This window comes from Actinomadura sp. 1N219, from assembly GCF_044326405.1.
In the GTDB taxonomy this organism is placed as follows: domain Bacteria; phylum Actinomycetota; class Actinomycetes; order Streptosporangiales; family Streptosporangiaceae; genus Spirillospora.
Window position 1 is genome coordinate 325,965 of sequence record NZ_JBIRAY010000007.1, and the last position, 23,606, is coordinate 349,570.

Annotated in this window: 15 protein-coding genes; all 15 read right to left on the bottom strand. The window is 74.9% G+C overall.

The genetic code is table 11. The annotated features are described in order from the left end of the window. Positions 1–16: 16 nt before the first annotated feature. From ACH35V_RS23280 to ACH35V_RS23350, 15 genes are read right to left on the bottom strand one after another with little or no spacing between them, the layout of a single operon-like run. Positions 17–1,216 carry a hypothetical protein gene (locus ACH35V_RS23280; protein ID WP_395975072.1) on the bottom strand — a complete coding sequence of 400 codons (1,200 nt, stop codon included), beginning with the start codon at positions 1,214–1,216 and terminating at the stop codon, positions 17–19. After that, positions 1,213–2,043 carry a protein phosphatase 2C domain-containing protein gene (locus ACH35V_RS23285; RefSeq protein WP_395975073.1) on the bottom strand — a complete coding sequence of 277 codons (831 nt, stop codon included), beginning with the start codon at positions 2,041–2,043 and terminating at the stop codon, positions 1,213–1,215. Before ACH35V_RS23285 ends, ACH35V_RS23280 begins: the two co-directional genes overlap by 4 nt. 56 nt (positions 2,044–2,099) lie before the next feature. Continuing rightward, positions 2,100–3,236, bottom strand: coding sequence for a hypothetical protein (locus tag ACH35V_RS23290; protein WP_395975074.1), 1,137 nt, complete (start codon positions 3,234–3,236; stop codon positions 2,100–2,102). Positions 3,237–3,241: 5 nt separating this feature from the next. Further along, positions 3,242–5,410 carry a hypothetical protein gene (locus ACH35V_RS23295; RefSeq protein ID WP_395975075.1) on the bottom strand — a complete coding sequence of 723 codons (2,169 nt, stop codon included), beginning with the start codon at positions 5,408–5,410 and terminating at the stop codon, positions 3,242–3,244. Then, a complete protein-coding gene (locus tag ACH35V_RS23300; protein WP_395975076.1) occupies positions 5,407–6,177 on the bottom strand; it encodes a hypothetical protein in 771 nt (256 codons plus the stop codon). Before ACH35V_RS23300 ends, ACH35V_RS23295 begins: the two co-directional genes overlap by 4 nt. Beyond that, positions 6,174–8,453, bottom strand: coding sequence for a hypothetical protein (locus tag ACH35V_RS23305; protein WP_395975077.1), 2,280 nt, complete (start codon positions 8,451–8,453; stop codon positions 6,174–6,176). Before ACH35V_RS23305 ends, ACH35V_RS23300 begins: the two co-directional genes overlap by 4 nt. Further along, positions 8,450–9,334: a hypothetical protein gene (locus tag ACH35V_RS23310; protein WP_395975078.1), complete on the bottom strand. Its 885-nt coding sequence runs from the start codon at positions 9,332–9,334 to the stop codon at positions 8,450–8,452. Before ACH35V_RS23310 ends, ACH35V_RS23305 begins: the two co-directional genes overlap by 4 nt. Further along, entirely contained in the window at positions 9,331–10,212 is an 882-nt protein-coding gene (locus ACH35V_RS23315; protein WP_395975079.1) for a hypothetical protein, read from the bottom strand. The genes ACH35V_RS23310 and ACH35V_RS23315 overlap by 4 nt, the downstream gene beginning before the upstream one ends. Beyond that, on the bottom strand, positions 10,209–10,982 hold the full coding sequence (locus ACH35V_RS23320) for a hypothetical protein (RefSeq protein WP_395975080.1): 774 nt from the start codon (positions 10,980–10,982) through the stop codon (positions 10,209–10,211). Before ACH35V_RS23320 ends, ACH35V_RS23315 begins: the two co-directional genes overlap by 4 nt. A gap of 23 nt (positions 10,983–11,005) precedes the next feature. Beyond that, positions 11,006–12,706, bottom strand: coding sequence for a hypothetical protein (locus ACH35V_RS23325; protein ID WP_395975081.1), 1,701 nt, complete (start codon positions 12,704–12,706; stop codon positions 11,006–11,008). Position 12,707: 1 nt separating this feature from the next. Continuing rightward, positions 12,708–14,660, bottom strand: coding sequence for a hypothetical protein (locus tag ACH35V_RS23330; RefSeq protein WP_395975082.1), 1,953 nt, complete (start codon positions 14,658–14,660; stop codon positions 12,708–12,710). A 3-nt stretch (positions 14,661–14,663) separates the two neighbouring features. Next, positions 14,664–15,707, bottom strand: coding sequence for a hypothetical protein (locus ACH35V_RS23335; RefSeq protein ID WP_395975083.1), 1,044 nt, complete (start codon positions 15,705–15,707; stop codon positions 14,664–14,666). Beyond that, positions 15,704–17,875, bottom strand: coding sequence for a hypothetical protein (locus ACH35V_RS23340; RefSeq protein WP_395975084.1), 2,172 nt, complete (start codon positions 17,873–17,875; stop codon positions 15,704–15,706). Before ACH35V_RS23340 ends, ACH35V_RS23335 begins: the two co-directional genes overlap by 4 nt. Further along, the gene (locus ACH35V_RS23345; RefSeq protein ID WP_395975085.1) at positions 17,872–21,018 is read right to left on the bottom strand and encodes a tubulin-like doman-containing protein; all 3,147 of its coding nucleotides are present in this window, start codon (positions 21,016–21,018) and stop codon (positions 17,872–17,874) included. Before ACH35V_RS23345 ends, ACH35V_RS23340 begins: the two co-directional genes overlap by 4 nt. Before the next feature lie 24 nt (positions 21,019–21,042). Beyond that, entirely contained in the window at positions 21,043–23,271 is a 2,229-nt protein-coding gene (locus ACH35V_RS23350; RefSeq protein ID WP_395975086.1) for a vWA domain-containing protein, read from the bottom strand. Positions 23,272–23,606 lie beyond the last annotated feature (335 nt).

Here is a 23,606-nt window from a genome sequence, read left to right on the forward strand (position 1 = left end):
TCGTCGGGACGGCGGATCAGGGCAGCAGCGCCGAGACGACGCCGATCAGCAGGATCAGGGCCAGCACGCCCAGGCAGGCGATGATCAACGGGACGACGAACCGCTCGGCGCGGATGCCGGTCGTCGCGTGGAAGTCCGGCGCGAACGGGTCGTTCCCGTCGGACGGCGGTGCGGGGGCCGGACGCGCGGGCGACCTGGGCACGGCGGGCGGCGGGGCCGCGGATGGCGGGGTTGCAGGTGGCGGGGTCGCAGGCACCGTCGGCGGCCGGGCCGCGGGGGTGACGGCGGCGGCGGGCGTGGCGGCGGTCGTCGTGGCGGTCGTGGCGCGGCGGGCCGGGCGGGCGTCCAGTTCGCTGTCCAAGAGTTCCAGCAGCTCCCCGGAGCTGGGCCGCAGGTCCGGCGGGTCGTCCAGGGAACAGCGCAGCGCGTCGCCGAACGGGGCGTTGCGCAGGCGCGTCTCCAGCGCGTCCAGGGCAGGGTGCGGGTCCTCGCCGCGGACGCCGGTCAGCGCGCGCAGCACGGCCACGGCGACCTTGTACCGGTCGGTGCGCACGGTGAGCCGCTCGCCCTGCGGCACCGCCGGGTCGTTCCACGAGTTGCACTCCACCCACGGGCGGGACGAGAGCCCGCAGCTGTCCATGTCGATGAGGAAGACCCGGCCCGCGTCGCGCTCCCAGAACAGGTTCGCGTACGACCAGTCGCCATAGACGACGTCGCGGCGTTCCAAGAGCGCGCCGAGGCGCAGCAGGTTCCGCGCCACGCGGAGGCGTTCCCGCCGGCCGGGGACCGCGAGGCCGCGAGCGGTGTAGAACTCGGGGTCGGTCTGGACGAGCTGGTCCAGGCTGAGCGGCACGGACTCGGGCGGCCCGAACGGGGTCCGCACGTCGGTGAAGAACTCCGCGGGCGCCTTCGCCAGGACGACCCCGACCGTCGCCCCGCCCGACACGACGCGGCTCACGGGCCAGCAGGTCGCGGCGTCCACGACGGCGAGCTCGGCGGGCGTCATCGCCGCGGGCAGGCCGATCAGCCGGTCCAGGACCTCGGGCGGCTCGTCGGGGAAACCCGGCTTGTAGCGCTTGACGAGCCAGCCGGGATGGGCGGCGGTCTCGTACACCGCGGTGGACTGCCCGTTCTCACCGGCGATCGCGGCGCCCTCGGCGGCGACGTCCGCCAGCTGCGTGACCGGCGCGAACGGCCGGTCCGACCAGGCCCTCACCGGTCGCACCAGATCACGACGGCGGTGCGGTCGTCGAGCCGGCCGCTCGCGTCGTAGCCGACGTCGGCGACGAACGAGGCGATGTGCGGCGGCGCCGCCCAGCGGTCGGCGAACCAGGGCGCGGCGCCGTCGGCGAGGACGTCGCCGATCCCGTCGGTGGCGAGCGCCAGGACCGCGCCCTTCTCCAGGGTCAGCTCCGCCGTCCGCGCGCGGTCCGGGTGGAACGGGAGGAACTCGGTCAGGACGTCGCCGTCGAACCCCCGCTTGTCGTCGCCGACGAGCCGCGCCCAGCCGGGTTCGGCGCGGACCCACGCGCCGACGTCGGCGATCCAGGCGGCCCAGACCCGGCGGCTGCCGTCGGCGGCGGGCTCCACCGGGACGACCACGGCGAGCGCCGCGGCCCGCACGTCGTTCTCCGTCACCTTCTGCTGGACGGCCATGCCCGACATCTGCCGCGCGGCGTCGAGGAACAGCGCGGGGCCGTCCAGCGGCGCGCCGCGGCCGAGGTCGGCGCGGAGCCGGCCGATCAGCGCGGTGACCGCCACGTTCGCGCCGAGATGGGAGCGGCTGCTGTCGGACATGCCGTCGGCGACCGCGACGAGCAGATGCCGCTTGCCCGGATCGCGGCCGAGCCGGTAGGCGTCCTGCCGGTGCTGGGCGGGTTCGGCGCAGCGGTGGCCGGGGCCGACCAGCGAGGCGGCCCGGACGGTCAGCGACCCGACGCGGACGGCGTCGGCGGCGATGCCGGAGATCGCGGGCTCGTCCGGCAGCCGCCACGGTTCCCTGGACTGCCGCGCGCCTGCGCCGAACGGGCGCGGGAACTCCATCGCGGACACCCCGTCAGGATCCGGCGGCGCCGGCGGGGCGGGCCGTCGGCGGCGTCTCAGGAGTCCCATGGCATCGGCCTCCAGCCGCCCACGCCGTCCTCGGCGCGCCGCCGCAGTTCCCCGGGCATGACGTCCTCGTCGTCCTCGCCGTCGTCGTCGCCCGCGAGGGCCCCCTGGATCGCCGGGGGCTCCGGGGCGGCGGGGGCCGGGATCTGCTGCGTGCCGAACATGTCGGTCCTGCCGCCCGGCTGGAGCACGCCGGTGATGGGCCCGAGCAGCCGGTGCAGCATGTCCTGGATCTCGGCCGGCTGCATGATGTTCTGCTCGACGGCCTTGTTGAACAGCTCGATGACGCGGTTCTCCTTGATCGCCTCGTGCTTGCGCATGTCGAGGATCAGGTCGCCGACACGGTTGCGGTCCTGCGCCAGGTACAGCAGGAAGAGGTCGGAACTGCTGTTCACGGAGGCGCGCAGCGCGCTGATCTCCTCCTCGCTCAGCTTCCGTTCGACGCGGGCGTCGTCCAGCAGCTCCTGCTTCGCGCGGCTGCGCTGGTCGGGGTCGGCGGTGACGTAGCAGCGGTGGACGGTGATGCCCTCGGGGTGCTCGCGGCACTCGGCGGCGAGCCGGTCGGTGAGCGCGCTCTCCAGCTCGGAGATCTGCTCGATCCGGTACCCGTGGGCGACGGACCGCAGCGCGTTCATGACCCGGGGCCGGACGATCCTGGCGCCGTCGGCGATGCCGCGCTGGACGACCCGGACCGGGTCGGTCACCGACCATTCCACCTCCACCGCCACCAGGAACCGGGCCGTCTCCGTCCGGCTCGGGACCGCGTCCACGAACGTGTCGGAGCGCAGCGTCGTGTCGACCTCGAACCGCCACTCGTAGCGGGCGCCGCCGAGGCCGGGGAACCGGCGGGGCTGCGCGGCGAGGTGGACGGCCCTGCCGTCGCGGTCGGAGAACACGTAGGCGCGGCCGGGCGCCGCCGCCGCGGGCCGCGGGCCGCGGGCCTGCTCCCGGCCGACGATGAGCGGATCGGACGGGCCGGACTCCACGGGCGCGAACCGTTCGGGAAGGGATTCGGGGAACGGCGCGGCCTGGCGCCTGGCGAGCGGGTCGGGGCGGGGTCCGCCGGGTTCGACGGCGCCGGGCGCGGGGTCGGCGCCGGGTTCGAGGTCGTCCGGGTTCTCGGCCACGTGGATCACCTTCCGTTGAGTGCGGTCAGGACGGCGGCGGAGCTCGCCGGCGCGCGGTCGCCCTCGGCCCACATGCGGGCCGCGTAGCGCAGCCGCCCGGTGACCAGGCGGTCGGTCGCGACGGCTTGGGCGAGGCGCGCCAGCGAGCGCCGGACGAGCGGCACCTCGTCCGCGGTGCGGGCCCAGTCGAGCAGGATGTCCTGGGCCTCCTCCTGCACCAGCGGATCGTTGAGGACGCCGCGCCAGAGCGCCGCGACGCCGCGCATCCGGTCGGCGTCCAGCGCGGCGATGTGCAGGAGGCCGGGCCAGTCGAAGTCGTCGCCCGGCAGCCGCCGGACGAGCTGCGCGGCGGTCGTGAGGAACGCCAGCCGCGCGGTGAGGCGGCGGATCTCGTCACCGCGGGACATCCAGCTCAGCAGCCGCTCGGGCGTCCGCCCGCCGGGCCCTTCGGTCTCCCACAGCTCGGTCACGGACTCGCACACCGCGTCCGTGACCATGACGGCGTCGTCGGAGGCGCGCTCCTCCAGCCAGTCCAGCGCCGCGGACGCGTCGCCGTCCTCGTACTCCACCCGCCAGGCGCGGGCGGCGGTGGCGCGCAGCTCGACGGGCCCGCCGCTCCACTCCCGCAGCAGTTCGAGGACGGGCTCGCGCAGCGCGGGCCGCTGCGTCACGGTGGCGTGCAGCGCGGCGGCCGCGACCGTCCGGTGCCGGGGGTCGGGGGCGTGCGCCATGGGTTCGATCACGAACGCGCGGACCAGGTCGAACGCGCGGGCGGCGAGGAAGCCGGTGGCGACGGCCGTCCGCGTCCGGACGCTCTCCAGCGGATGCTCGGCGCACCAGCGCAGCCAGTCCAGCAGCCGGGGCCGCTGCTCGTCGAACTCGCTCCAGAAGTAGCCGAGCACCTTGCCCTGCGCGTACGGGTCGAGGTACCGGATGACCTCGGTCGGCGCGGTCGCCCCGAACCGGAGCCGGACGGAGGACCGGACGGTCCGCGCGCCCAGGCTGCTCAGCCATCTGCGCCTGGTCGGCTTCAGGGGCGCGTCGAGCCCGCGCAGCGAGTCGGCGTGCGGGTCGCCGGTCTCCAGGTCGTTCTTGAGCTTCATCGCGGCGAGCGCCACCGTCTCGTACGGCTCGCCGTTGAGCACGGCGGCGGCGACCGCCATGCACTGCAGGGACATCGTCTCCAGGCTCGCGAACCACTGGGCGCGCTGCTCGTCGTCCCGCAGGCGCAGCGACTGCTCGGCGGTCCCGGCGAGCGGCAGCGACTGCCGGTGGGCGTTGAGCAGCTCGACGGCGACGGTCCGGGCGTGGCGCGGCGGGCCGTCCTCGCCGAGCTGCGCGTCGACGAGGTCGCGGACGTCCGGCTCGGCGAGGATCACGTCCGCCCGGTCCGCGCCGAGCTCCAGCGCGAGCAGGCCGCGCACGATCTCCCGCCGGTCGCGGACGCGGCCGAGCCGCAGCACCAGCCCGGCCGCGCGGTCCTCGGCGAGCGTCGCCGCCGCGTCGACCGTGACCACCAGCGTGGCGTTCGCGTCCGCCAGCAGCCCCGCGGCCTTGTCGAGCCCGAACGCGGTGAGCGCGTCCGGCCGGACCGGGTCCTGGTAGACGTATCCGGCGCCGTCGGTGAGGTCGTCGCTCGTCAGCTCGTCCAGCCGGACCGCCGGGTCCACGCCGAACAGGCGCGGCTCGGACGCCCCGGCGAGGACGCACAGCAGCCGGCGCGCGGCGGCGAAGCGGCCGCTGTCCCGGTCGCCCTGAAGGATCACGATCCTCCGGTCGCGTGCGCGGCGGCACAGCTCGTCGAAGTCCTCCGGGGCGACGAACGCCCGTTCCGCCTCCTGCACCTCCTCCGGCCGCAGCGGCGCCACCCGGCGGCGCTGCCCGCCCGGCGCGCCGTAGTAGTAGTTGTGCTGGTCGCGGCCGATCGCGGTGCCGCCGGGCGCATACCCGGCCAGCGCGTCCCGCTCAGTGCCGATGCGGTCCTGGATCGTGCCGCGCTGCCCGCGGTCGTTGAGGACGTCCGTCCGGGACGGGGCCTTGTCCTCCGCGCCGCCGGTCCCGGCCTCGGCCGCCTTGGCGTCCGCGGCCTTCGGCTCACCGGCCTTCGCGTCACCCGCCTTGCGGTCCTCGGCCTTCGGATCCTCGGCCTTGGGCGGCTCGGGCGCCTCTCTCATGGCCGGCCTCCGTAGTAGTTCTTCTGGTCGCGGCCGATGAACGTGGCGCCCGGCGCGTGGATCGCCGCCCCGCGGAACGCACCGTCTCCGGGCGGCGGGTCCTCGGGTGCCGGGTCCTGGGGCGCCGGGTCCTGGGGCGGCGGATCCTCGTCGGGGGCCTCCCGTCCGGCGGTCAGCCCGTCGGCGAAGCGGAGGGTGTGCGGGTCGGGTCCGCCGGGCAGCCAGAGCCAGGCGTCCGAGTCGTCCCCGAGGCCGCGCAGGTGGACGCGGCGCAGGTCCGCCGGGTCCAGGGACGTCATGCCGGCCTCGATCGACCCGCGGAACACGAACGCGGACACGATGACGCCGAGGTCGGCGCCGGCCGCGTCCAGCGCGTCCCGGAGCGGGCTCCCGTTGCACAGCCGCGTCACGACCACGGGCGCGGACCCGCTGTACCCGTTGGCGGCCTCGGCGACCGGCCCGTGGTGGATCGCGAGCCGCATCCGCGTCCGCGCCGCCGCGCTCGCCACCCGGTTCCGGGCGCGCAGCGCGGCGTTCAGCTCGCGGACGAACCGGTCCGCGAGGACCTCGACGGCGACGCCCTGCGGCAGCACCATCAGCTTCCCGTCCCCGCTGCCCTGGTCCTCCCACCGCGCGGCGTCCAGGCCGGCGTTCGCCGCCGCGTCGCGCAGGCAGCCGACCAGGTTCTCCTGCAGCACGTGCTGCACGTTCTGCGGCGCGGACCCGTATCCCTGGAGGTCCGCGGCCATGACCGTCCGGTAGCTCATGTGCCGTCCTTGGGTTTGCCGGTGACGACGGCGCTGTAGACCGTCTCGCCGAGGCCGGCGAGGTGCTCGTTGAGCCGCGCCCGGTCGACGCCGAAGAAGCGCACGGCGTCGCTGCGCTCGTCGGGGAACATGCGGATGAGGTCCGCCACGGAATGGTCGAGCTTGTCCCGCAGGTACCTCAGCTCCTCGCGGATCTGCCGCATCGGCCTGGACTCGTCGCCGAGCAGGTCGCGGACGCGCCCGGCGAACTCCCGCACCGCGTCCTCCAGGAACATCAGCGTCCCGCGGGCGCCGCGGACCGCCGGGGCGCAGACGTCGGCGAGCGCGGCCTGCCGGTCGCCCGGGGCGTACGAGCGCGGCATGGTGGCCCCGTCGGCGTCGAAATGGAAGCGGCCGCGCCAGAACTCCTGAGCCTTGCCGTGCGCGTCGTCCAGGAACTCCAGTGCCTGGCGGCAGAGCCGGTCGGCCTCCATGAAGCGGGCGCCGCGATCAGCGTCCGTCCATGCCCTGGCCCCCTCCGGCGGCTCGCTCCGCGCATCGGCCGGGACCGAGGCCGCCGCCGGTGCGAGAGCGGGCGGCGTTCTCAGTTCGCGCAGCTCCTGGCGCAGATCGAGGACGAGCTCGTACAGCCCGGCGTTCGCGGCCGACGCGTCGCCGGCCGAGATGTAGGAGTGCAGCGTGGCGGCGAGGTCGTCGCGGAAGGTGTCGCGATCCCAGTACAGGACGTGCGCGAACGCGTCCTCGACCTTGCCGGTGAAGGCGGCGGCCAGCGAACCCGCCATGACCAGGACGACATCGCGCGGGCGCGCCCGGTGACCTCCGGCGACCGCGTACGCACGGCGGCGAAGCACCTCCAACTCCGAGTTCTCCACGACCGGGCCGCTGACCACCAGGGCGCATTCGCCGGCGCCGTGCCGGGACCCGACCCGCAGGTCAGGTTCCCGGTGGGGCGGCGCGTCGCGCGGGGCGCGCCGCACGTGGTAGCCGAGCTCGGTGCACCAGCGGAACAGCTTCTCGCGCACATGGTCCGGCGTGTCGGGCGCGCACAGCGCGCGGCTCGCCTCCTGGATCTGCCGCGGCCCGATCGGACCGCCGCGGGCCAGCTCGTAGGCGTGGTGGCAGACCGTGATGGTGCGCCGCGGATGCCCGTCGGTGATCTTCCACAGCTCCTCCACCGCCTTCTCGGTGAACGGGTCCGTCCCGGTCTCCGCGGCGGTCCCCGCGGTGCCGTCGGGGTGCAGCGCTTTGACGATGTACTCCCGGATCTGCGCCTTCGTGAGCCCGGACGGGACGATCTTGGCGACCGGCACCCGCTCGCGGACGCTCTGCGGCAGCGCCTCCCAGTAGTCGAGCAGCCCGCAGACCGCGAGCAGCGTCCCGGTCTGCCCGGCCCAGCCGATCAGCTCCATGAGCGTCGCGGCGGTCTCGGTGAGGCCGTCGCCGCGCTGCGGCCGCATCATGTGCAGCTCGTCCAGGAGGAGCACCATCCGCCGGCCGGTCCCGCCGCACAGCCGGGCCAGCGCCCGCAGCACCCGGATGGCCCGCTGGTCGTCGCCGACGGGCGGGGACTGCACGCCGCGGTCGGCGAGGAGCCGACGGTCCTCGTCCGTCCAGCGCTCATCGCCGCGGAGCCACCGCCACGCCGCCTCGCCCGCGGCCGCGTGCCAGACCAGGCCGAGGACGGTGGCGAGTTCCTCGTCGCCGTCGGCGATCTCGGTGAGCCGCCGGTGCAGCGCCCACACCTCGTCGACGGGCAGTTCGTCGGACGCGGCCGGCGGCGACGCGTCCCGCCCGGTCTCCCCGCCGCCGCGCAGGGCCGCGCTCAGATCCTCGACCATCGACTCGACGGTGCCGAACAGCAGCACCCCGGCGGCGGTGTCGACCGGCCGGATCCGCCCGGCGGTGCCGGACCCGGGCGGCGCGAGGAGGCGCCGGTGGATGGACAGGACGGTGTCCTTCGGCTGCCCGGACGCGACCAGCACCACGGGCCTCTTCCCGGCGATCTGGACGACCTCGTCCATCAGCGCCCACGCCAGGTGGCTCTTGCCCGCGCCGTACTCGCCGAGGATCGCCGCGACGCGCCCGGAATTGCGCAGGTCGCCTCCGGCGTCCGCGCGGGAGGTGAGGAAGTCCAGCGCGAGGCGCCGGACGGCGCGGACGGCGTCGGTCTCCACCCGCACGGTCGCGCCGCCCCCGCCGAGGCGGACCTCCGGCACGTCCGGGAACGGGTTGCGGGCGGAACCGCGCGGTCCGGGCCGGGGCTGGGGTTCGTTCACGGCGCACCGGTCCTGACCGCCGCGGCGAGGTAGTGGTGGATCGCGACCCTGGCCGCGCCGGCCTCGATGGCGGCGGCGAACGCCCGATGGCACAGCGCGTTGAACCAGGTCAGGTTGTTCGGACTGAGGCTGGTGCGCCGCCGCGCCAGCGCCCGCAGCAGCATGTGCGGGTCGAGGTCGAGCAGCGCGTCGAGCGCGTCGCTCCCGCCGACGCGGGCGCTGAGGAACGCCATCAGCTCCCGGTCGTCGAACGACTCCAGCGCGACGGGCGTGACCAGCGCCCCGTCCGGTCCGCTCGCCACGCTCTCGCGCACCAGCGTCCAGTCGCTCTCGACCCAGTACGGGTACTCGAACAGGTAGACGCTGGAGTTCGCCGCGGTGGCGGCGCGCGCGTACGCCCGCACCTGGTCGGCGATCGCGGCGGGGCGCAGGTTCGGGTCGGGGCGCGGCAGCCGGACCGCGAGGCGCCGCCCGCCCAGTGCCCGGCCGAGCTCGTCGTGGCCTTCGACCGGCTCGGCCGACCGCACCTCGCGCAGCGCCGCGCGCAGCTCGTCCGGCAGCGGATGGGTGCCGCGCATCCGGGCCAGGCAGTCCGCCGGGCCCGCGAGTCCGCCGGACGGGCCTCCCGCCAGGTCGACCAGGAGGTGGCCCGCGGCTTCGTAGCGGTGCAGGCAGCGGTGGGCCAGCACGGACTTGCCGAGGTTCGGGCGGCCGCCGATCAGCACGACGCCGCCGCCGGCGTCCGGCGGTTCCGGGCGGCCCGCGAACGCGACGTACTCGTCCCGTCCCTCGGGTCCCGTGCAGGCCGCGTCGTGGACGCCCAGATCGGGCGGCCGTGACGGGAACGGGTTGTGAACCAGCGCGGCGGGGCCGACGTTCATGGCCTCTCACTCCCCAGCAGTTCGACCGCCGGCCACAGATGGTCGAAGGTGACCGTGGCGCTCCGGCCCTCGATGGCGTTGGCGAAGCTCCTGCGCATGAGCTGGTGCACGCTCTTGAGGTGCAGCGAGGGGTCGCCGAAGCGGTGGCCGAACAGGCTTCTCAGCGACCCGGGGACGCTTTCCTCGAGGGTGATCTCCTGGTGCGGCGAGACGTCCATGATCTCTTCCGCGTAGGCCCACAACTCGTCGGGGGTGAACGGTTCCAGGACGCGCGTGCGGACCTTGTGGTCGTTGTTCTCCTCGATCGCGGCGCGGAGGAGCTCCCAGTCGCGGGGCCAGTCCTTCGCGTTGTACTCGTAGATGAAGACGCTCTTGCTCCGGTTGGCGGCCGCCGCGTACCGGAAGACCTCCCAGGCGAGCTCGGCGGCCGCGACGCCGGACGCGTTCGGCATCATCCCCGGCAGCCGCACCACCATCTCACCGCCCGCCTGGGACATGACGTTGCTCAGCTTCGCGGCCCAGTCGTGCTTGTCGAACTCCGCGCCGGACATGTCGTCGGCGTCCAGGAGACCGGTCTTGCTGCACAGCTTGCGCAGCACGTCCTTCTGCCGGGCCGGGCAGTCATCGAACGGGCCGTCGTCCAGCAACTCGAGCGGCGCCAGACCCTCCGCCTGGTACTCGTGGAGCAGGCGATGACCGTAGACGGACTTGCCGTACGACTTGCAGCCCGCCACCAGCACGACGCTTCCACGGACCTGCTGCAGCGGCAGCGGGGGCGGCGCGTTGGAGAAGCGCCGGAAGTCGGCGATCAGGCGCGGGCAGTTCTCGACGCCCTTGCAGACGTTCATGTCCTCGATCTCGTCCTCGAACGGGTTCACGGCCCGGCCTCCTGGACCACGCGCTCGCCGCGGACCGCCCGTCCCAGCGCGGTCTCCAGCCGCCGGACCGCCGTCTCGGCCGGTTTCGGCTGGAACCCCGGCCCGACGAGGGCGTCGTGCGCGCACCCGAGCAGGCCGTCCAGGCCCCGCCGGTCGGCGTCCGGCAGCCCGGTCCGCAGGACGGCCGACACGAGGTCGACGCGGCGCCCCTCCAGCCCGGCCTTGTCGATCCCCTTCTCGCCGGCGCGGGCGAGGCGGGTGGCGTGCGCGGCCTTGAGGTACTCGGCCGCCGCCGTGTTGAGCTGGTCGGCGAGCACCTGGCGGCGGACGCCCCGCTCGGTCGACCGGCCGGCCGCGAGCGTGAGGAACGCGCCGAGGACGAGCGTGAACGTCGGGTTGACGGCCACGCGCCGCCACAGCGGCGGCTTGGGCGCGGGATCCTGCAACGCCTTGGCGCCCGTCAGCGCCGCCAGCGACCTGCACGCCCGGTCGAAGCCGCCGCCGGTCTCCCGGCTCCACGCGTCGAGCGTGGTGGACGCCGCGGCGCGCCCGCCCGTGCGCGGCAGGAACCCGGCGTCGGTGCTGCCCGGGGCGGCCACGCCGAGCCGGACCGCGGCCTCGACGAGTCCCGGCCGCTGCTTCGCCGACAGGCAGTGCACGCGCCGCGCGTCGGCGCGCAGCGCGTCACCCCGGTCCTTCGCGTCGTCCTGCGCCGCCTGCACGACGACGAGCACGAGCACGGCGACCGCACCACCCCCGGCGACTGTCATCCAGAGCCTTCCGAACATCGGCGTCAGGTCAGCAGCAGGTAGCCGACGATCAGCAACAGCACCGGCGACAGCCACGCGAGCGGGCCGACCACTTCGGCGGGCCACTTCCGCGGCAGCCGCACCAGGGCGAGCAGGAAGGCCGTCCCCGCCGGGCCCCTCGGCGGCGGGACGTGCCGCAGGCAGTGGTCGGCGAGCCAGTCGGCGCGGTCCGGTTCCAGCCGCGCCGCCAGGACGCTCAGCGCGTCGGCGAGCAGAGGAGGAGGCCGGCCGCCGCCGTGCCACCGCGCCAGCCGCTCTTCAAGCCTTTCGTCGTCGGCCCCGGACGCGAAGATCGGGTGGATGAGGTCGGCCATCCGCTCGGCGGCGGCGTTCAGCGTGCTCACCGGCTCGGCGAACCAGCGATGGCCGTCCATGATCTTCAGGACGAGGACGAGCCCGTCTCGGTCCAGCCGGCCGCCCCGGGCGGTGCGCGCGGCGATCCAGGTCAGCAGCCGCCGGAAGTCCCGCTCGTCGTGCGCCGAGCCCAGCCGCTGGTAGAGCCCCACCAGGTGCGGATCGGCGGGCTGCGGGCGCCGCGCCGGCGGTTCCGGGTCCTGGACGTCCGGTGGCGGCGGCGCGGACGGCTGCCGAGCGGGCGCCGCGGGGACGGGACCCACGGCCTGGACGGTGGCGGCCACCGGGCGCAGCGCGGGCGGGCGCCGGACGTTCACGGCGGGCTGCGCGGACAGGACGTGGGCGATCTCCTCGCTGCACGCGATGGCCTCGATCCTGTCGGACAGCGTCCGGTGGCCGCGCACCACCCGTTCGACGAGGCTGACGCACTCGTCGCCGTCGGCCCGGTACGCCTCCGCGAGCCGGTTGGCGGCGGCGTCGATCACCCCCTGCCCGGCGGCGGAGCGGTCGAGGTGGACCACCGCCGGCGCCTCGCCGACCGGCGGCGCGTCCAGGCCGCGGTCGCGGAACGTCAGCCACAGCCCCGCCCGCCCGTCGCTGGAACTCAGCGGCGCCTCGCAGGTGGAGAACGCGGGCCGCCAGCCGAACGGCGCGGGGCCGTCGTCGCGGCCCTGGAAGATCGGCTGGAGCAGCACGCGCGACGCCCACAGCAGCGCGAGCGCCCGGCTCTGGTGCGCCGCCTGGCGGATGTCGTCCGGCGGGAGGACCACCGTCACCGGCCGCTCCGGCCCGGCCAGCACCGCGGCGATCATGGGGGCTAGGCCCTGCGCCTTCCTGGCCATCGGCTCGATGCTCCGCGCGGAGACGACGTCCGCCCGTATCATCGGCCAGGCCAGCCTGGGCAGAACCCCGCGGGGCGCCTGCCCGGGCGGCGGCTCGAACAGGACCTTCGGCTCGGTCACCGTGATCCGCAGGGCGTTCTGCGCGGTCAGCACCGTCCTCGGCGCGATCAGCGCGCGCGCTACCAGGTCCAGGCGACCGGCGCCCGCGCCGTGCGCGTGCCGCGTGTCCGCGTCGTACAGGGGCCTCGCGTGCGGGTCGCGGCAGCGCAGGATGAGCGCCGCCATCCCGTCCGGGTACGTGAGGTACACCGCGCTGGACGGCGCCTCCGCCGCCGCCGAGTTGCCGCGTCCCGAGACGCCCGCGTACTGGCGCAGCAGCTGGTTCCAGCGGCTGAAGTCCGCGGTGCGGTCGAACGACGTGGCGATGCCGGTGAGGTCGTCGCGGGAATCCCAGCGGAACTCGATCTGGTCGATGGGTGCCTCGGTCATCTCAGATCCCTATGTCCTGGGCTTCGGCGGAGGTCAGCAGGCCGGTCATCGCCATGAGCGCGACGAGCGGCCGCAGCACGCGCAGGGGGCGGACGCCGCGCTCGACCGCGTCGGTGCCGGTCGCGGAGACGACGTGCAGGGTGGCCCGGTCGCATTCCTGGTAGGGCCGCGTCCACGCCTCGGCGTCCCGCTGGTACATGTAGGCGAACACGTCGGCGCTCTCCTCCAGCGTCTCGGCGGGGTCCAGGACGGCGGAGTCGCGGCACAGCCACCGCGCGACCGGGTCGTCGAACTTGAACAGGTCGGCCTTGTTGAGGACGACCGCGGCGCTGACCCGCGGCAGCCGTTCCGAGGACCGCAGCAGGCTGAGCACCGTGTTGAACGCCGGGTCGCCGAGGCTGCCCGGACCGAACCTGGTCGGGTCCGCGACGAAGATCAGCCCGTCGGCGATGTCGAGGAACCGCTTGGCGTCGCCGACGTTGCCGAGTTCGCTGCCGGCCACGTCGAACAGCGCCATCGCCCGCGGCTTCCCGCCGCCGCCCGACACGACGAACGCGTCCGCGAACGCGACCTCGCCCTCGCGGGTGGGCGTCAGCCAGGTGGACTCGGTGAACAGCGGCCGGACCATGTCGCGGAGGAACGACTGGTGCCGGTCCAGGTCCACCGGCAGCGCGGTGATCCCGTAGGCGCCGAGCGCGCCGCGTTCGATGGCCGCGACCATCGTGGCCGCCAGGTGCGTCTTCCCGGACGTGGTCCCGCCGATGAACCCGTACACGGCCGGCGCCCCGTACTGCCCGTATCCGGCGGGCAGGTAGTGCGCGGTCGTCGTGGCGCCCGGATTCGGGCAGCGCACGGACGCCGTCCGCATCATCCTCGCCCGCTGTTCCGCGTTGGCGTCCTTCGGGACGGCGAGTTCGGTGTACTGGTTGAGCCCCCGGTCGTAGGTGTAGAGCGGAAGGCCGCCCCAGTCGAGCCGTCCCAGGCAGATGGGGCAGGACACCTGATCGCCCGTGGCGGACGGGGCACTGGACATGGTGACCTTCGCTGCAGTGGGTTCGGCGGGTCTCGGATCGGGCGCGGGGCCGGGCTTCGGGCCGGATCTCGCGGACGCCGCCTCGGCCGGCGCCGTCTCGATCAGCCGGGCTACGCAGGCCGCCATGGAGTCCAGGTCGGCCAGCCCCGCGGTTCCGCGCAGGTCCCGCAGCGCGTCGGCGCCGCCGAGCATGTACATCCGGACGAGCGCGACGGCGGCGGCGCGGGTGGTGGGGTCGGGTGTCGGCCGCACGGCGTCCCGCCGGAAGCGCAGGAACACGCCGGGTGGTTCGGCGGTCTGGCGCCGCCCGCCGGTCTCGAACGCGAGGCGCCAGTACGGCCAGTCCGGCAGCCCCGAGCCGAGCGCGGTGCAGATGTCGTCGAGCGCCCACAGCAGCGCCATGGCGTCGTCGGTGACCGGCGCCTCGATCGGGCCGAGGCCGGCCAGGATGCGCGACAGCAGCGTGACGAGCGCGTCCCGCCGCGCGTCCGCCCGCGCGGGGCCGTCGAGGCCGGACCGGTGCGCGGTCAGCGAGTTCGGGTTGACCATCGGCGCGCGGCCGGGAACGTCGGCGGGCGCCCACGTCCAGTCGCGCAGTTCCAGCGCCAGCCGGGTGGTGAGCACGCCGGCGGGCCCGAACAGCAGGTGCGCGGCGGCGGTGCGGGCGCCCGCGGGCTGGGTGCGCCGGATCAGCACCGCGTCGTCCTCGAACGCGGCGTAGAAGAGGCTCGGCCCGGACTGCCCGGCGAGGCCGGGGGCGCGCAGCCACGGCTCGACCAGGCCCTGCCAGCGGCGCAGCTCATCGGTGGACGACGGGTCCAGCGAGCTGGCCACGGGCCGGAGCCCGGGTTCGGCCGTCTCGCCGAGGCGTCCCGTCCTCCCCCAGCGGTACAGCGTCTGATGAAGCAGCGATGTGGTCACCGGTCACCGTCCGAGAGCGAGGAGGACGGCCACGACGATCAGTGCCGCGACTCCGGCCCACAGCAGCCAGGAGGCATCGCGTCCCGGCCGGTCCACGGGCGGCGGCGCGGTGGCCTCGGGGGCGGGCGGCGGCTCGCGGACGGTGTCCGGCGCCGTGTGCGGATGCTTGCGCCGCCGCTGCGCGAAGAACTCGGCGCGGCCGCGGGTGAACGCGGGGTCGGCGGTGAGCGGGCGCGGCGGCGGGTCGGCCTCGCCGAGGCGGCGCAGCAGCGTCTGCGCGTCCGGGCGGCGCTCCGGCGGCTCGATGACGCCCGCGAGCAGCGCCTCCAGCTCCGGCCTGGCGGCGAGCTTGGCCGTGTCGTCGAGGTCGTCCCCGGTGACGATGTGGAAGATCAGCCGGCCGGCCGCCCAGACGTCGTCGTTCGGGCCGACCTCGCCGCGGTCCCAGCCGGGCGGCGTGTCCGGCCGCTGCTCGGGGGCCTGCCACGGCATCGCCCCGGTGACGGTCCGCGGCGTCCCGATCAGCGCGGCCTGCGAGAAATCGGTGATCTGCACGTCGTCGCCGTCCCACCGGACGGTGCCGGGCCCGATGGCGCGGTGCGCGACGCCGGCGGCGCTCAGCAGCCGGACCGCGCGCAGCAGGCGGATCTGGAAGCGGCGCCGCTGCTCGGTCGGCAGGGTCCCGGCGAGGGACCCGGCCTCGACGCCGCGCAGCGGCTCCAGCAGCGCGAACGGCTCGGCGGCGTCGGCGTCGTATCCGACCAGGCGCGACACCGCCGCCGGGTACGGGGCGCCGTCGCAGAGCCGGGCCAGCCGCAGCCCGGCGAGGATCTCGGCGTCGAGCCGCCGGTACCCGTCCGCCAGCCCGCCGGGGCCGCGGTCGACCGGACGGACGCACCGGACGGCGACCGTCCGGTCGGGCAGTTCCAGTTCCAGGCGCGCGGCCTCCAGCGGCGGCCGCAGCGGCGGCTCGGCCGCGTCCAGCTCGACGGCCTTCGCCTCGATCCTCGCGCCGTGGACGTCGCGGTAGCTCAACCTGATGCTCACACCGCACCTCCGTCGTGCCCGTCATGCCCGTCGCGGGCGTCGCGGGCCTCGCGGGCCTCGTCGGGGTCGTCCTCGGTCCACGGCCACTCCACGACCCGGGCCTGCAGCGGGACGAGCCGCAGCACCCCGCAGTGCGCCGACGACGGCACCAGGACGGTGCCGGGCGGGAACGCGGCCGCGTCGTCCGCGGGCCTGCCGCGGGCGACGGGCCCGAACCGGACGGTGCGCGGCCCGGCCGCGACGTCCAGCAGCCCGAGATCCGCCGGTGCGCACAGCTGCCACATCTCCCCGGCCGGGTCGTAGGAGACGTGCTCGGTGAGGAAGGCCAGGTCGTCCCCGCCGATGCGGGTCGCGGGCCGCGTCCCGGTGACGAAGGGGAGCGCGTCCACCGCGAGGCCCTGCTCCACCGCGCTCTCCAAGTCGTTGATGAGCTGGCCCGTCTCCTTGCGGGCGAGCCGGCCGACCTCGTCGTCCGGTGCGGCCCGCTGCGCGGGACGCACCGCCTCGACCACCAGGTCGGTGAGCCAGGACTGGACGGTGTCGCCGTAGCCGGCCAGGGGCCTCGACGTCCGCGGGGGAACGTCCCTGTCCAGCTCCCTGGAGCGCTCCTCCAGTTCGTCCCGCACCCCGCCGAGCCCCTGGCGCAGCAGGTTCAGCGCGTCGACCTCGTCGAGCGCGCGGTTGAGGCGGGACCAGTCGGTGACGGCCCGGCCGAGGAGGTGCTGCACGTCCTGGAGCGCGCGCTCGGCGAGGTCGAGTCCGGTGTCGTCCACCCATCTCATGGCGCGGGACCGCCACGAGTGGACGATCGCGGCCAGCGCGCCGGCGACGGCCGCGAACACCGCGGCCGCCCACACCCCGGCCGGTGTCGCGGCGGCGTCCCCGCCGAGACCGCCCGCGATCGCGCCGCCGAGCGCGCCGAGCGCGTTGCCCGCCAGCGCGCGGGAGTGGGCGTCCATCCGGCCGCCGGGGCCGCGGATCACGGTCAGCGCGACCAGCGCCGTCCACAGCAGCGCCATCACCAGCCCGCCGGCGACGCCGAGCGGGGACAGCCCCGCCAGCGCGGCGGACGCCGCGCCGGGCAGCGGCAGCCAGGGCTGCGGCGGTGGCAGCGGCCGCGGGTTCCGCAGCCGGTGCAGCGTCGGGTCGGCGCAGACCTGGGCGAGGCGGCGGGCGTGGCCGCCGCGCCGCTCCAGCTCGTCCGTCCATTCGCGCAGGTCCAGGTCCAGGCGGGTCAGCGAGGCCCCGCGCTCGAGGCTGTCGCGCAGCCAGGTGCGCAGCGTCTCGCGGAACCGCTCGGGCTCGAACGCCTCGGCCGCCGGGGGGTCGACGCCGCGCGCGGCGATCGCGGCCCGCCGGTCCTCGGTGATCCGGTCGTCGCCGGGCACCGCCTGGAACAGGTCCGCGGCCCGGTCGCGGAGTTCGGCGAGGCGCTCGCCCGCGGCCACGACGGAGACGGCGGCCGGAAGCTCCCGGACGAGCGCCCGGACACCGGGCAGCTCCGCCGCCGCCTGCTGCGCGTCGTCGAGCGCGAGGTCGGCGGCGTCGACGGCGCGTTGCAGGACGCCGTCCCTGGTGAGCCGCAGCGCCACCCGTCCGGCCGGGGCGTCGTCCGCGCGCGGCGCGGACACCGGTGAGGCCGGGTCGAGCATGCGGCGGATCGCCGACCGCAGCGCGTACAGGAAGTCCTCCTGCCCGGTGCCCGCGGCGCCGGCGATGTGCAGGCCGGGCACGGCGGCGCCGAACGGCACCTCGGCGAGCAGCCGCTGGGTGCGCTCGAACACGCCGGGCAGCCGCAGCAGCTCCGACAGCCGGGCTAGGCCGTCGCCGTCGCGGCCGTCGCGGCGGCGGGCGCGGGCGCCGGGCCGCAGCGGCCAGTCCACCCCGGTCTCGTCGATCACCCACAGCGTCCGCCGCTGGATGTTGCCGGGCAGCCGCAGCCGGCCGTCGTCGGACTGGCGGCCCACGACCAGGCAGAGCAGCTGCGTCACCTGCCGGGAGCCGTCCAGCGCCTCGAACGCGGCGCGGTGCCGCCCGACCGCGACGGCGGTGTCCTCGACCAGCAGCATGCCGAGGTCCTGCGACGTGTGCAGCAGCTCCGCGACCCGGGAGTCGGCCTCGCCCGCGTCGCAGCCCTTCAGGTCGAGCCGGACGACGCGGGTGCTCACCGTCCCTCCCCCGGCGCTTCCATGGCGGGCCGCTCCAGCCCGCGCAGGTTGGCGCGCACCGCGGACACGTCGGTGAACTCGGCGTCCAGCGCGGCCGGATAGGTGCGGGCCCAGAAGTCCCGCAGCTGCCTGGCGCGGGCCCGGCTGGAGGAGTGCAGTTCGGTGAGCATCTCGTCGATACGGCGGATCTGGCCGTCCGCCATGTCGCGCAGCACCAGGTAGAGGTCTCCGGGAGGTTTGGGCAGGCTGCCGACCCCGTCGGGCGCCTCCTGCATGAGCTGCGCGCAGAAGTCGCGGCGGATTCCGGCGTTGTCGGCGAACGTCCACAGCTCGTAGGACTGCAGCAGGCTGCCCCAGGACGACGCGTGCTCCAGCGGCGTCAGCTCCAGCGTCATCGACACGCCGCCGGACAGCTCGACCGACACGCTGATCGGCGAGGCGGGGTCGCCGTCCACGGTGACCTTCTCGTTCCACATCGCGCACAGGATCCGGTGCAGGATCTGCACGCGGTGCTCCTCGTGGGTGGCGAGGTAGCCGAAGTCGTAGCCGAGCCGCTGGCGCCACCGGAGGTAGTCCTGCCGCTGCGGCCGGTCGATCGCGTCGGCCCAGGTGCGCAGGACGTCGCGGACCTCGCGGACGTCGGTGATGCCCATCGACGAGCGGAACAGCACGACCGCGATCGACTCGGCGGTGGTGTGGGTGAAGTCGTAGACCATGTCGGGCCCGGCGGGCAGGTTGACGGCGTCGCGCAGGTACGACTCGATTCCCGGGTCGTCCGCGCCCGCCGGGTAGGACACCAGGACCTTCAACCGGCCGGTGCCCTGCGGGCTGAAGTTCGCCGGCACCAGCCCGGCGAGCTTGCCGCGGAACTCCTCCAGCTCCGCCTCGCCGAACTCCGGCGGCGCCTGCCCGGCGGCCTGCGCGACGAGGTCGTGCAGCGTGGGCAGCAGCGGCGTGCGGCCCTGCTCCGCCATCCGGAAGTACATCTTGACCTCTGCCTTCACCCGTTCGCGCAGCTCGGCGACGGCCGCCTCGGCATTGGCCTCCCACGCCGTCCGGTACGCCTCCCGCCAGGCGTCCGGGCCGAGCAGGACGGCGAGCAGGTCGGCGCCGGTCGCGCTCGGCTGGAGCTGCCCCTTGCCGACCAGGTCGTCGGTCATCCGGCGGACCACCCGGGTGTGGAACTGCTCCAGGTCGCCGCCGGGCGGCAGCAGGTACGACACGCCGACGCGGGACTTGGACAGGTCGGCGGCCCGGTCCCGGAACCGGTCGCGGTCCTGCGCGGCGTGCTCGACGAGCGCCCGCGTCGTCGCGCGCAGCACCGTCTCGACCTGGTCCAGCGGTTTGCGCCAGCGCGGCGCGAGCTGCGACCACGGCTCGGTCCACGCGACGTTGGTCCGCCACCGGAACCACTGGTCCTGGCGCTGCCGGGCGTCGACCGGCTCCGGGTCGGCCCACTTGACCTTGACCATGCCGAGGCTCCGGTCGCGCAGCGTCGGCAGCGGCGGCGGGTTCGGCCCGAGTCCCTCGGGGGCGGGCGGCTCGACGCGGCGGCGCTGCATGAGCCCGACCGCGCCGCCGCGCTCCACCTCGTCGGCGGACTCGGGGTTGCCGAACAGCGCGCGGACCAGCCGGAACGGGTCGACCTTGCCGAGCATCCGCGGGACGGCGTCGCGCGGGTCGAACCCGCTCACCCGCTCGGGGATGTCGCGGTCGAGCCGGGTGCGGAGCCTGGCCAGCGCCGCGCGCATCGCCTCGGCCCGGTCGTTGAGCGCGGTGGTGACGTCCTTGGCGCCGGTGACCGGGTCGGGCTCCGCGTGGTCCTGCGCCGGCCGGGTGAAGATCTCGGAGATGTTCGCGACGGCGAAGAACTCCTGGATCAGCGACCGGTTCGACTCCACGCCGGGAAGCGGCCCGCGCAGGTCGTCGACGCCGGCGCGCAGCAGCCTCCCGGCGACCAGGTCGGCGAGCTCGTCCACCGGGACCGTCAGCGACGCCACCAGCGCCGTGGACACGCCGCGGTTGCCGATGCCGTTCTCGGCCGGGATCTGCCGGTCGACGCTGGCGTTGATGAAGCTGTCGGCGAACGACTGGTGCTGCTCGGCGTCCGACCTGGTCCGCTGGTCGAGCTCGGTGCCCAGCAGCGACAGCATCAGCGACACCACCGAGCGGCGCAGGTCGCCCGGCTCGGCGCCCACCGGGCGGCAGAACAGGAAGCCCGTCTGCGCGGTGCCCGGCCGCAGCGTGATCCGGCCGTCCACCGGGTAGTGCACGGCGACCTCGTCGGGATCGATGTCGGCCCGGGCGCTGTACCCGCGCAGGTCCCGCCGCGCGCCGCCGCCGTTCTGCTGGTCGACGAGCCGGAACAGGTCCAGCAGGGCGCGGCCCGCGTTCAGCTGCGCGGGACGGCCGCCGCCGAGGCCGTCGACGAACGCCGACGGCATCAGCACCAGCGGATAGATCTTGGGCCGCAGGTCCGTGCGCTCGAACAGCTCGCCGATCAGATGCAGGTAGTCGTAGAAGATGCCGGCGCCGGTGCCGCCCGCCACCGAGAACGCGACGAACACGTCCACCGCGTTCTTGTTGCTGGACTTGCCGCCGAGCTTGTACAGGTCGGTGGCGGCCTGCGGGCCGGACAGGCCGCCGATCGCGGCGTGCAGGTCGGCGGTGGCCTGGCCCAGGCCGCCGCGGAACGTCTCGAACAGCGCGGCCCTGCCGATGGTCGGGAGCTGGCCCGCGCCCCGCTGCAGCGGCGTCACCCTAGGCTCGCCGTGCTCGGGCGGCAGCCACGACGCCACCTCCCGCTCGGCGGTCAGCCGAAGGTTCCGCGCCACCTCCGGGTAGGTGTCCACCTGCGGCACCAGCCCGCAGACGTAGTGCGCGGTCCGCTGGACGGCCGGCAGGTGCTGCGGACCCGGCACGACGCTGGTCTGCAACCGGTCGAGATCGGCCTGGTTGACGTCGGCGTACACGAACTGCATGCAGTCGGGCAGCTGGTACGGCAGCGCGTCCTCGCGGAGCCGCTGGAACGCGGTGCCGTCCGGACCGCAGAGCTCCTCCCTGAGCCTGCGCTCCAGCTCCGCCCCGATCAGGCAGCCGGTGCCGCCGAGCCCCACGAACAGGACTGGCTGGTAAAGCTTCATGGAGACTTCTTTCTTGACCGGCCGCTACAGCCAGGGGTCGTCGTAGGTCGGCGATGCGGGGGTGGCGGGCTGCTCCGGCCGGTCCGTGCCGGGACCGGATCCGTTCCGGCCTCCGGCGTCGCCGCCGGCCGGCGCCGTGGAGGTTCGCCCACCCGTGCCCCGGCGGGGCGCGGCCCGTCCTGCGGTGCGGCGGGGGCGCGTGTCGGTGAAGGCCAGCGTCAGGCCGGTCTCCTCGAACGGCTCGCCTTCGCCGCCGACCGCCATCTCGTAGCGGGGCCCGTCCGGGAGCTGCACGACGACCTTGCCCGCCGCGCCCCGGCGGGCGCGGACGGGCCGGTCGCCGGGATGCGGGTAGTCGAGGCCCGGGTCGCCGCCGTCCGCGGCGTCGTGGACGACGAACCGGAACTCGGGCGCCCATTTCCCCGGGGCCTTGAGGACGGCGAGCTCGTCGCCGTCCCGCCGCAGCGAGGCGCGCAGCCCGCGCACGTCGACGCGGGCGCGCCGGGCGCGGCGCCGCAGGTAGACCAGCAGCGCGAGCAGCAGCAGCGCGAGCACCGCGGCGGCGATCTCGTACCGGTGCCGCTCGAACCAGCCGGGCGGGTTCTCGACGGTGACGGTGAGCTGGTTGGCCGCGTACACCTTCGACAGGTCGGCGGCGTCGACGATCTTCACGGTCGGCGAGGTGCCGCCGAGACCGGCGTCCCGCGGGAACTTCACCGTGAACGGATGGGTCGTCCGGCCCTGCGCGATCGTCAGGTCGACCGGGCCCGAGAGCGAGGCGCGGGAGCTTCCGGCGCCGTCCAGCACCAGCCGGCCGCGGACCGGCGCGCCGCCGTTCTCCATCGTGACCTTGCCGCGGACCTCGTCGCCCGGGTGCACGACCGGGCCGGACGTGAACGCCACCCGTCCCTGCAGCGCCGGGCCCTGCGCGCTGACCGCGACGGTCACCGGGACCTTCTCCGCCCGGATCCCGTAGCCGCTGACCACGCCGGTCATGGTGATGTCGCCGGGGCGCGGCGGCGCGTCGAAGGTGCCCGCGTACCGGCCGTCCCCGGCGCGGTCGTCAGGGGCCTTGCCGTCGTCGCGGATGACGACGTTGTGCGCCGCGCCGCCGAGTGACGGCCCGGCGGCCTGGACGGCGAACGTCAGTTCCGCGAGCGACTTCGCGTCGGTGATCGCGCCCTTGCGGGTGACCAGCGAGAGCCGCACGGTGAGCGGCTGGCCGGTGCGGGCGCTCGGCGGCTCGACGACCAGGGAGGTGCTCACCGCGCCCTGCCAGATCGCGGTGGCGCTGACGAGCTGCTTCGACAGGTCGTCCGGCGCGGTGAGCCGGACCTTCCATTCGCCGTTCCGCGGGTTGACGACGTTCAGCGTCTCGACCGTCGCGTTCTCCCCGGCGCGCCGGAACTCGCTGTCGCCGATCTTTCCCTCGGCGGGCACGGTGCGGCCCGTCGGATCGACGTAGTCGACCCGCACCCGCGGGTCGCCCTTGGCGACGGTGATGTTGCCGTCGGTCGCGATGATCGGGATGTCGATCGTCAGCTCGCGCGTCTCGCCGGCGCCCAGTGTCGCCTCGTCGCTGCGGCTGACGCCCGCGCAGCCCGCCGCGGCGAACGCCTCGGCGAGCGAGCGCAGCACGTCCCCGGAGTCGCGCACGACGCGGGCCCGCGGCTTGGAGTCGGCCCGGTTGTCGCACGCGCCCTGGGAGCCGCCCGCGGCGAACCCGTCCAGGGCGCGCTGGTCGATCTGGTCGCCGAAACCCAGCGGCCACACTTGCGTGCCGTTGGCGCGGGCGAGCGCGAGCTGGGTGTCCACCTGCTTCTGCGCCTCGCTGTTTCGGTCGCTTTCGATGCGTCCGTAAATGGGGCTGCGATGGACGTCGAGGCGGCCGTCGGTGAGCAGGAAGACCACCTTCAGGGCACCTTGCGGCCCGCCGTTGCCAAGGCTGCCAAGCCCCTTGGCCAGTGCCGCGGCATGGTCGGTGTCATTTCCTTCGGAGTCGGCGCGGCGGTGCAGTTTTCGGACGCACGCGCCGAGGGAATCCTTCTTCACAGAACTGTCCAGAACTACGGGCGGGCATGCCTCGGTGATCGCGTTCTGCCCGGTTCGGTTCTGGCTGCCGAATCCGTAGATCGCGACCCGGCTGCGGGAATTCAGCCCGCCCAGCGCGATCGTGGTGGCGGCCTTGATCTCCTCGCGGACGTCGGCCTCCGTGAGGCTGCCCGACTCGTCCACCAGGATGGACACGTCCATCAGCGTCGGCTCAGGGGCGGCCGGCGCCTTCGCGTGCGCGATAGCGGAAGCCGCGCCATTCGGCGCGGCGTTCGCGGCGATGGCCGATGGCCACAATTGGACGGCCAGGATCACCGCCGCCAGGGCGGCCCTCCCTCTAGGGCGCGTGAATACACGACCCGTTCTTCGCATCATTCTCCCGAACCCCTGTGCAATGTCCACCCCGTACGGCCCCAACTTTCCCGATGATTACCCAACGACGACACGGGAGTCAGTATCAGTTATCCGACTGTTACGAATTCGCCCACGGCGCCCGCTTTTAGTGATCAAGAAACGGCCGATGCCCGAGTTTTCCG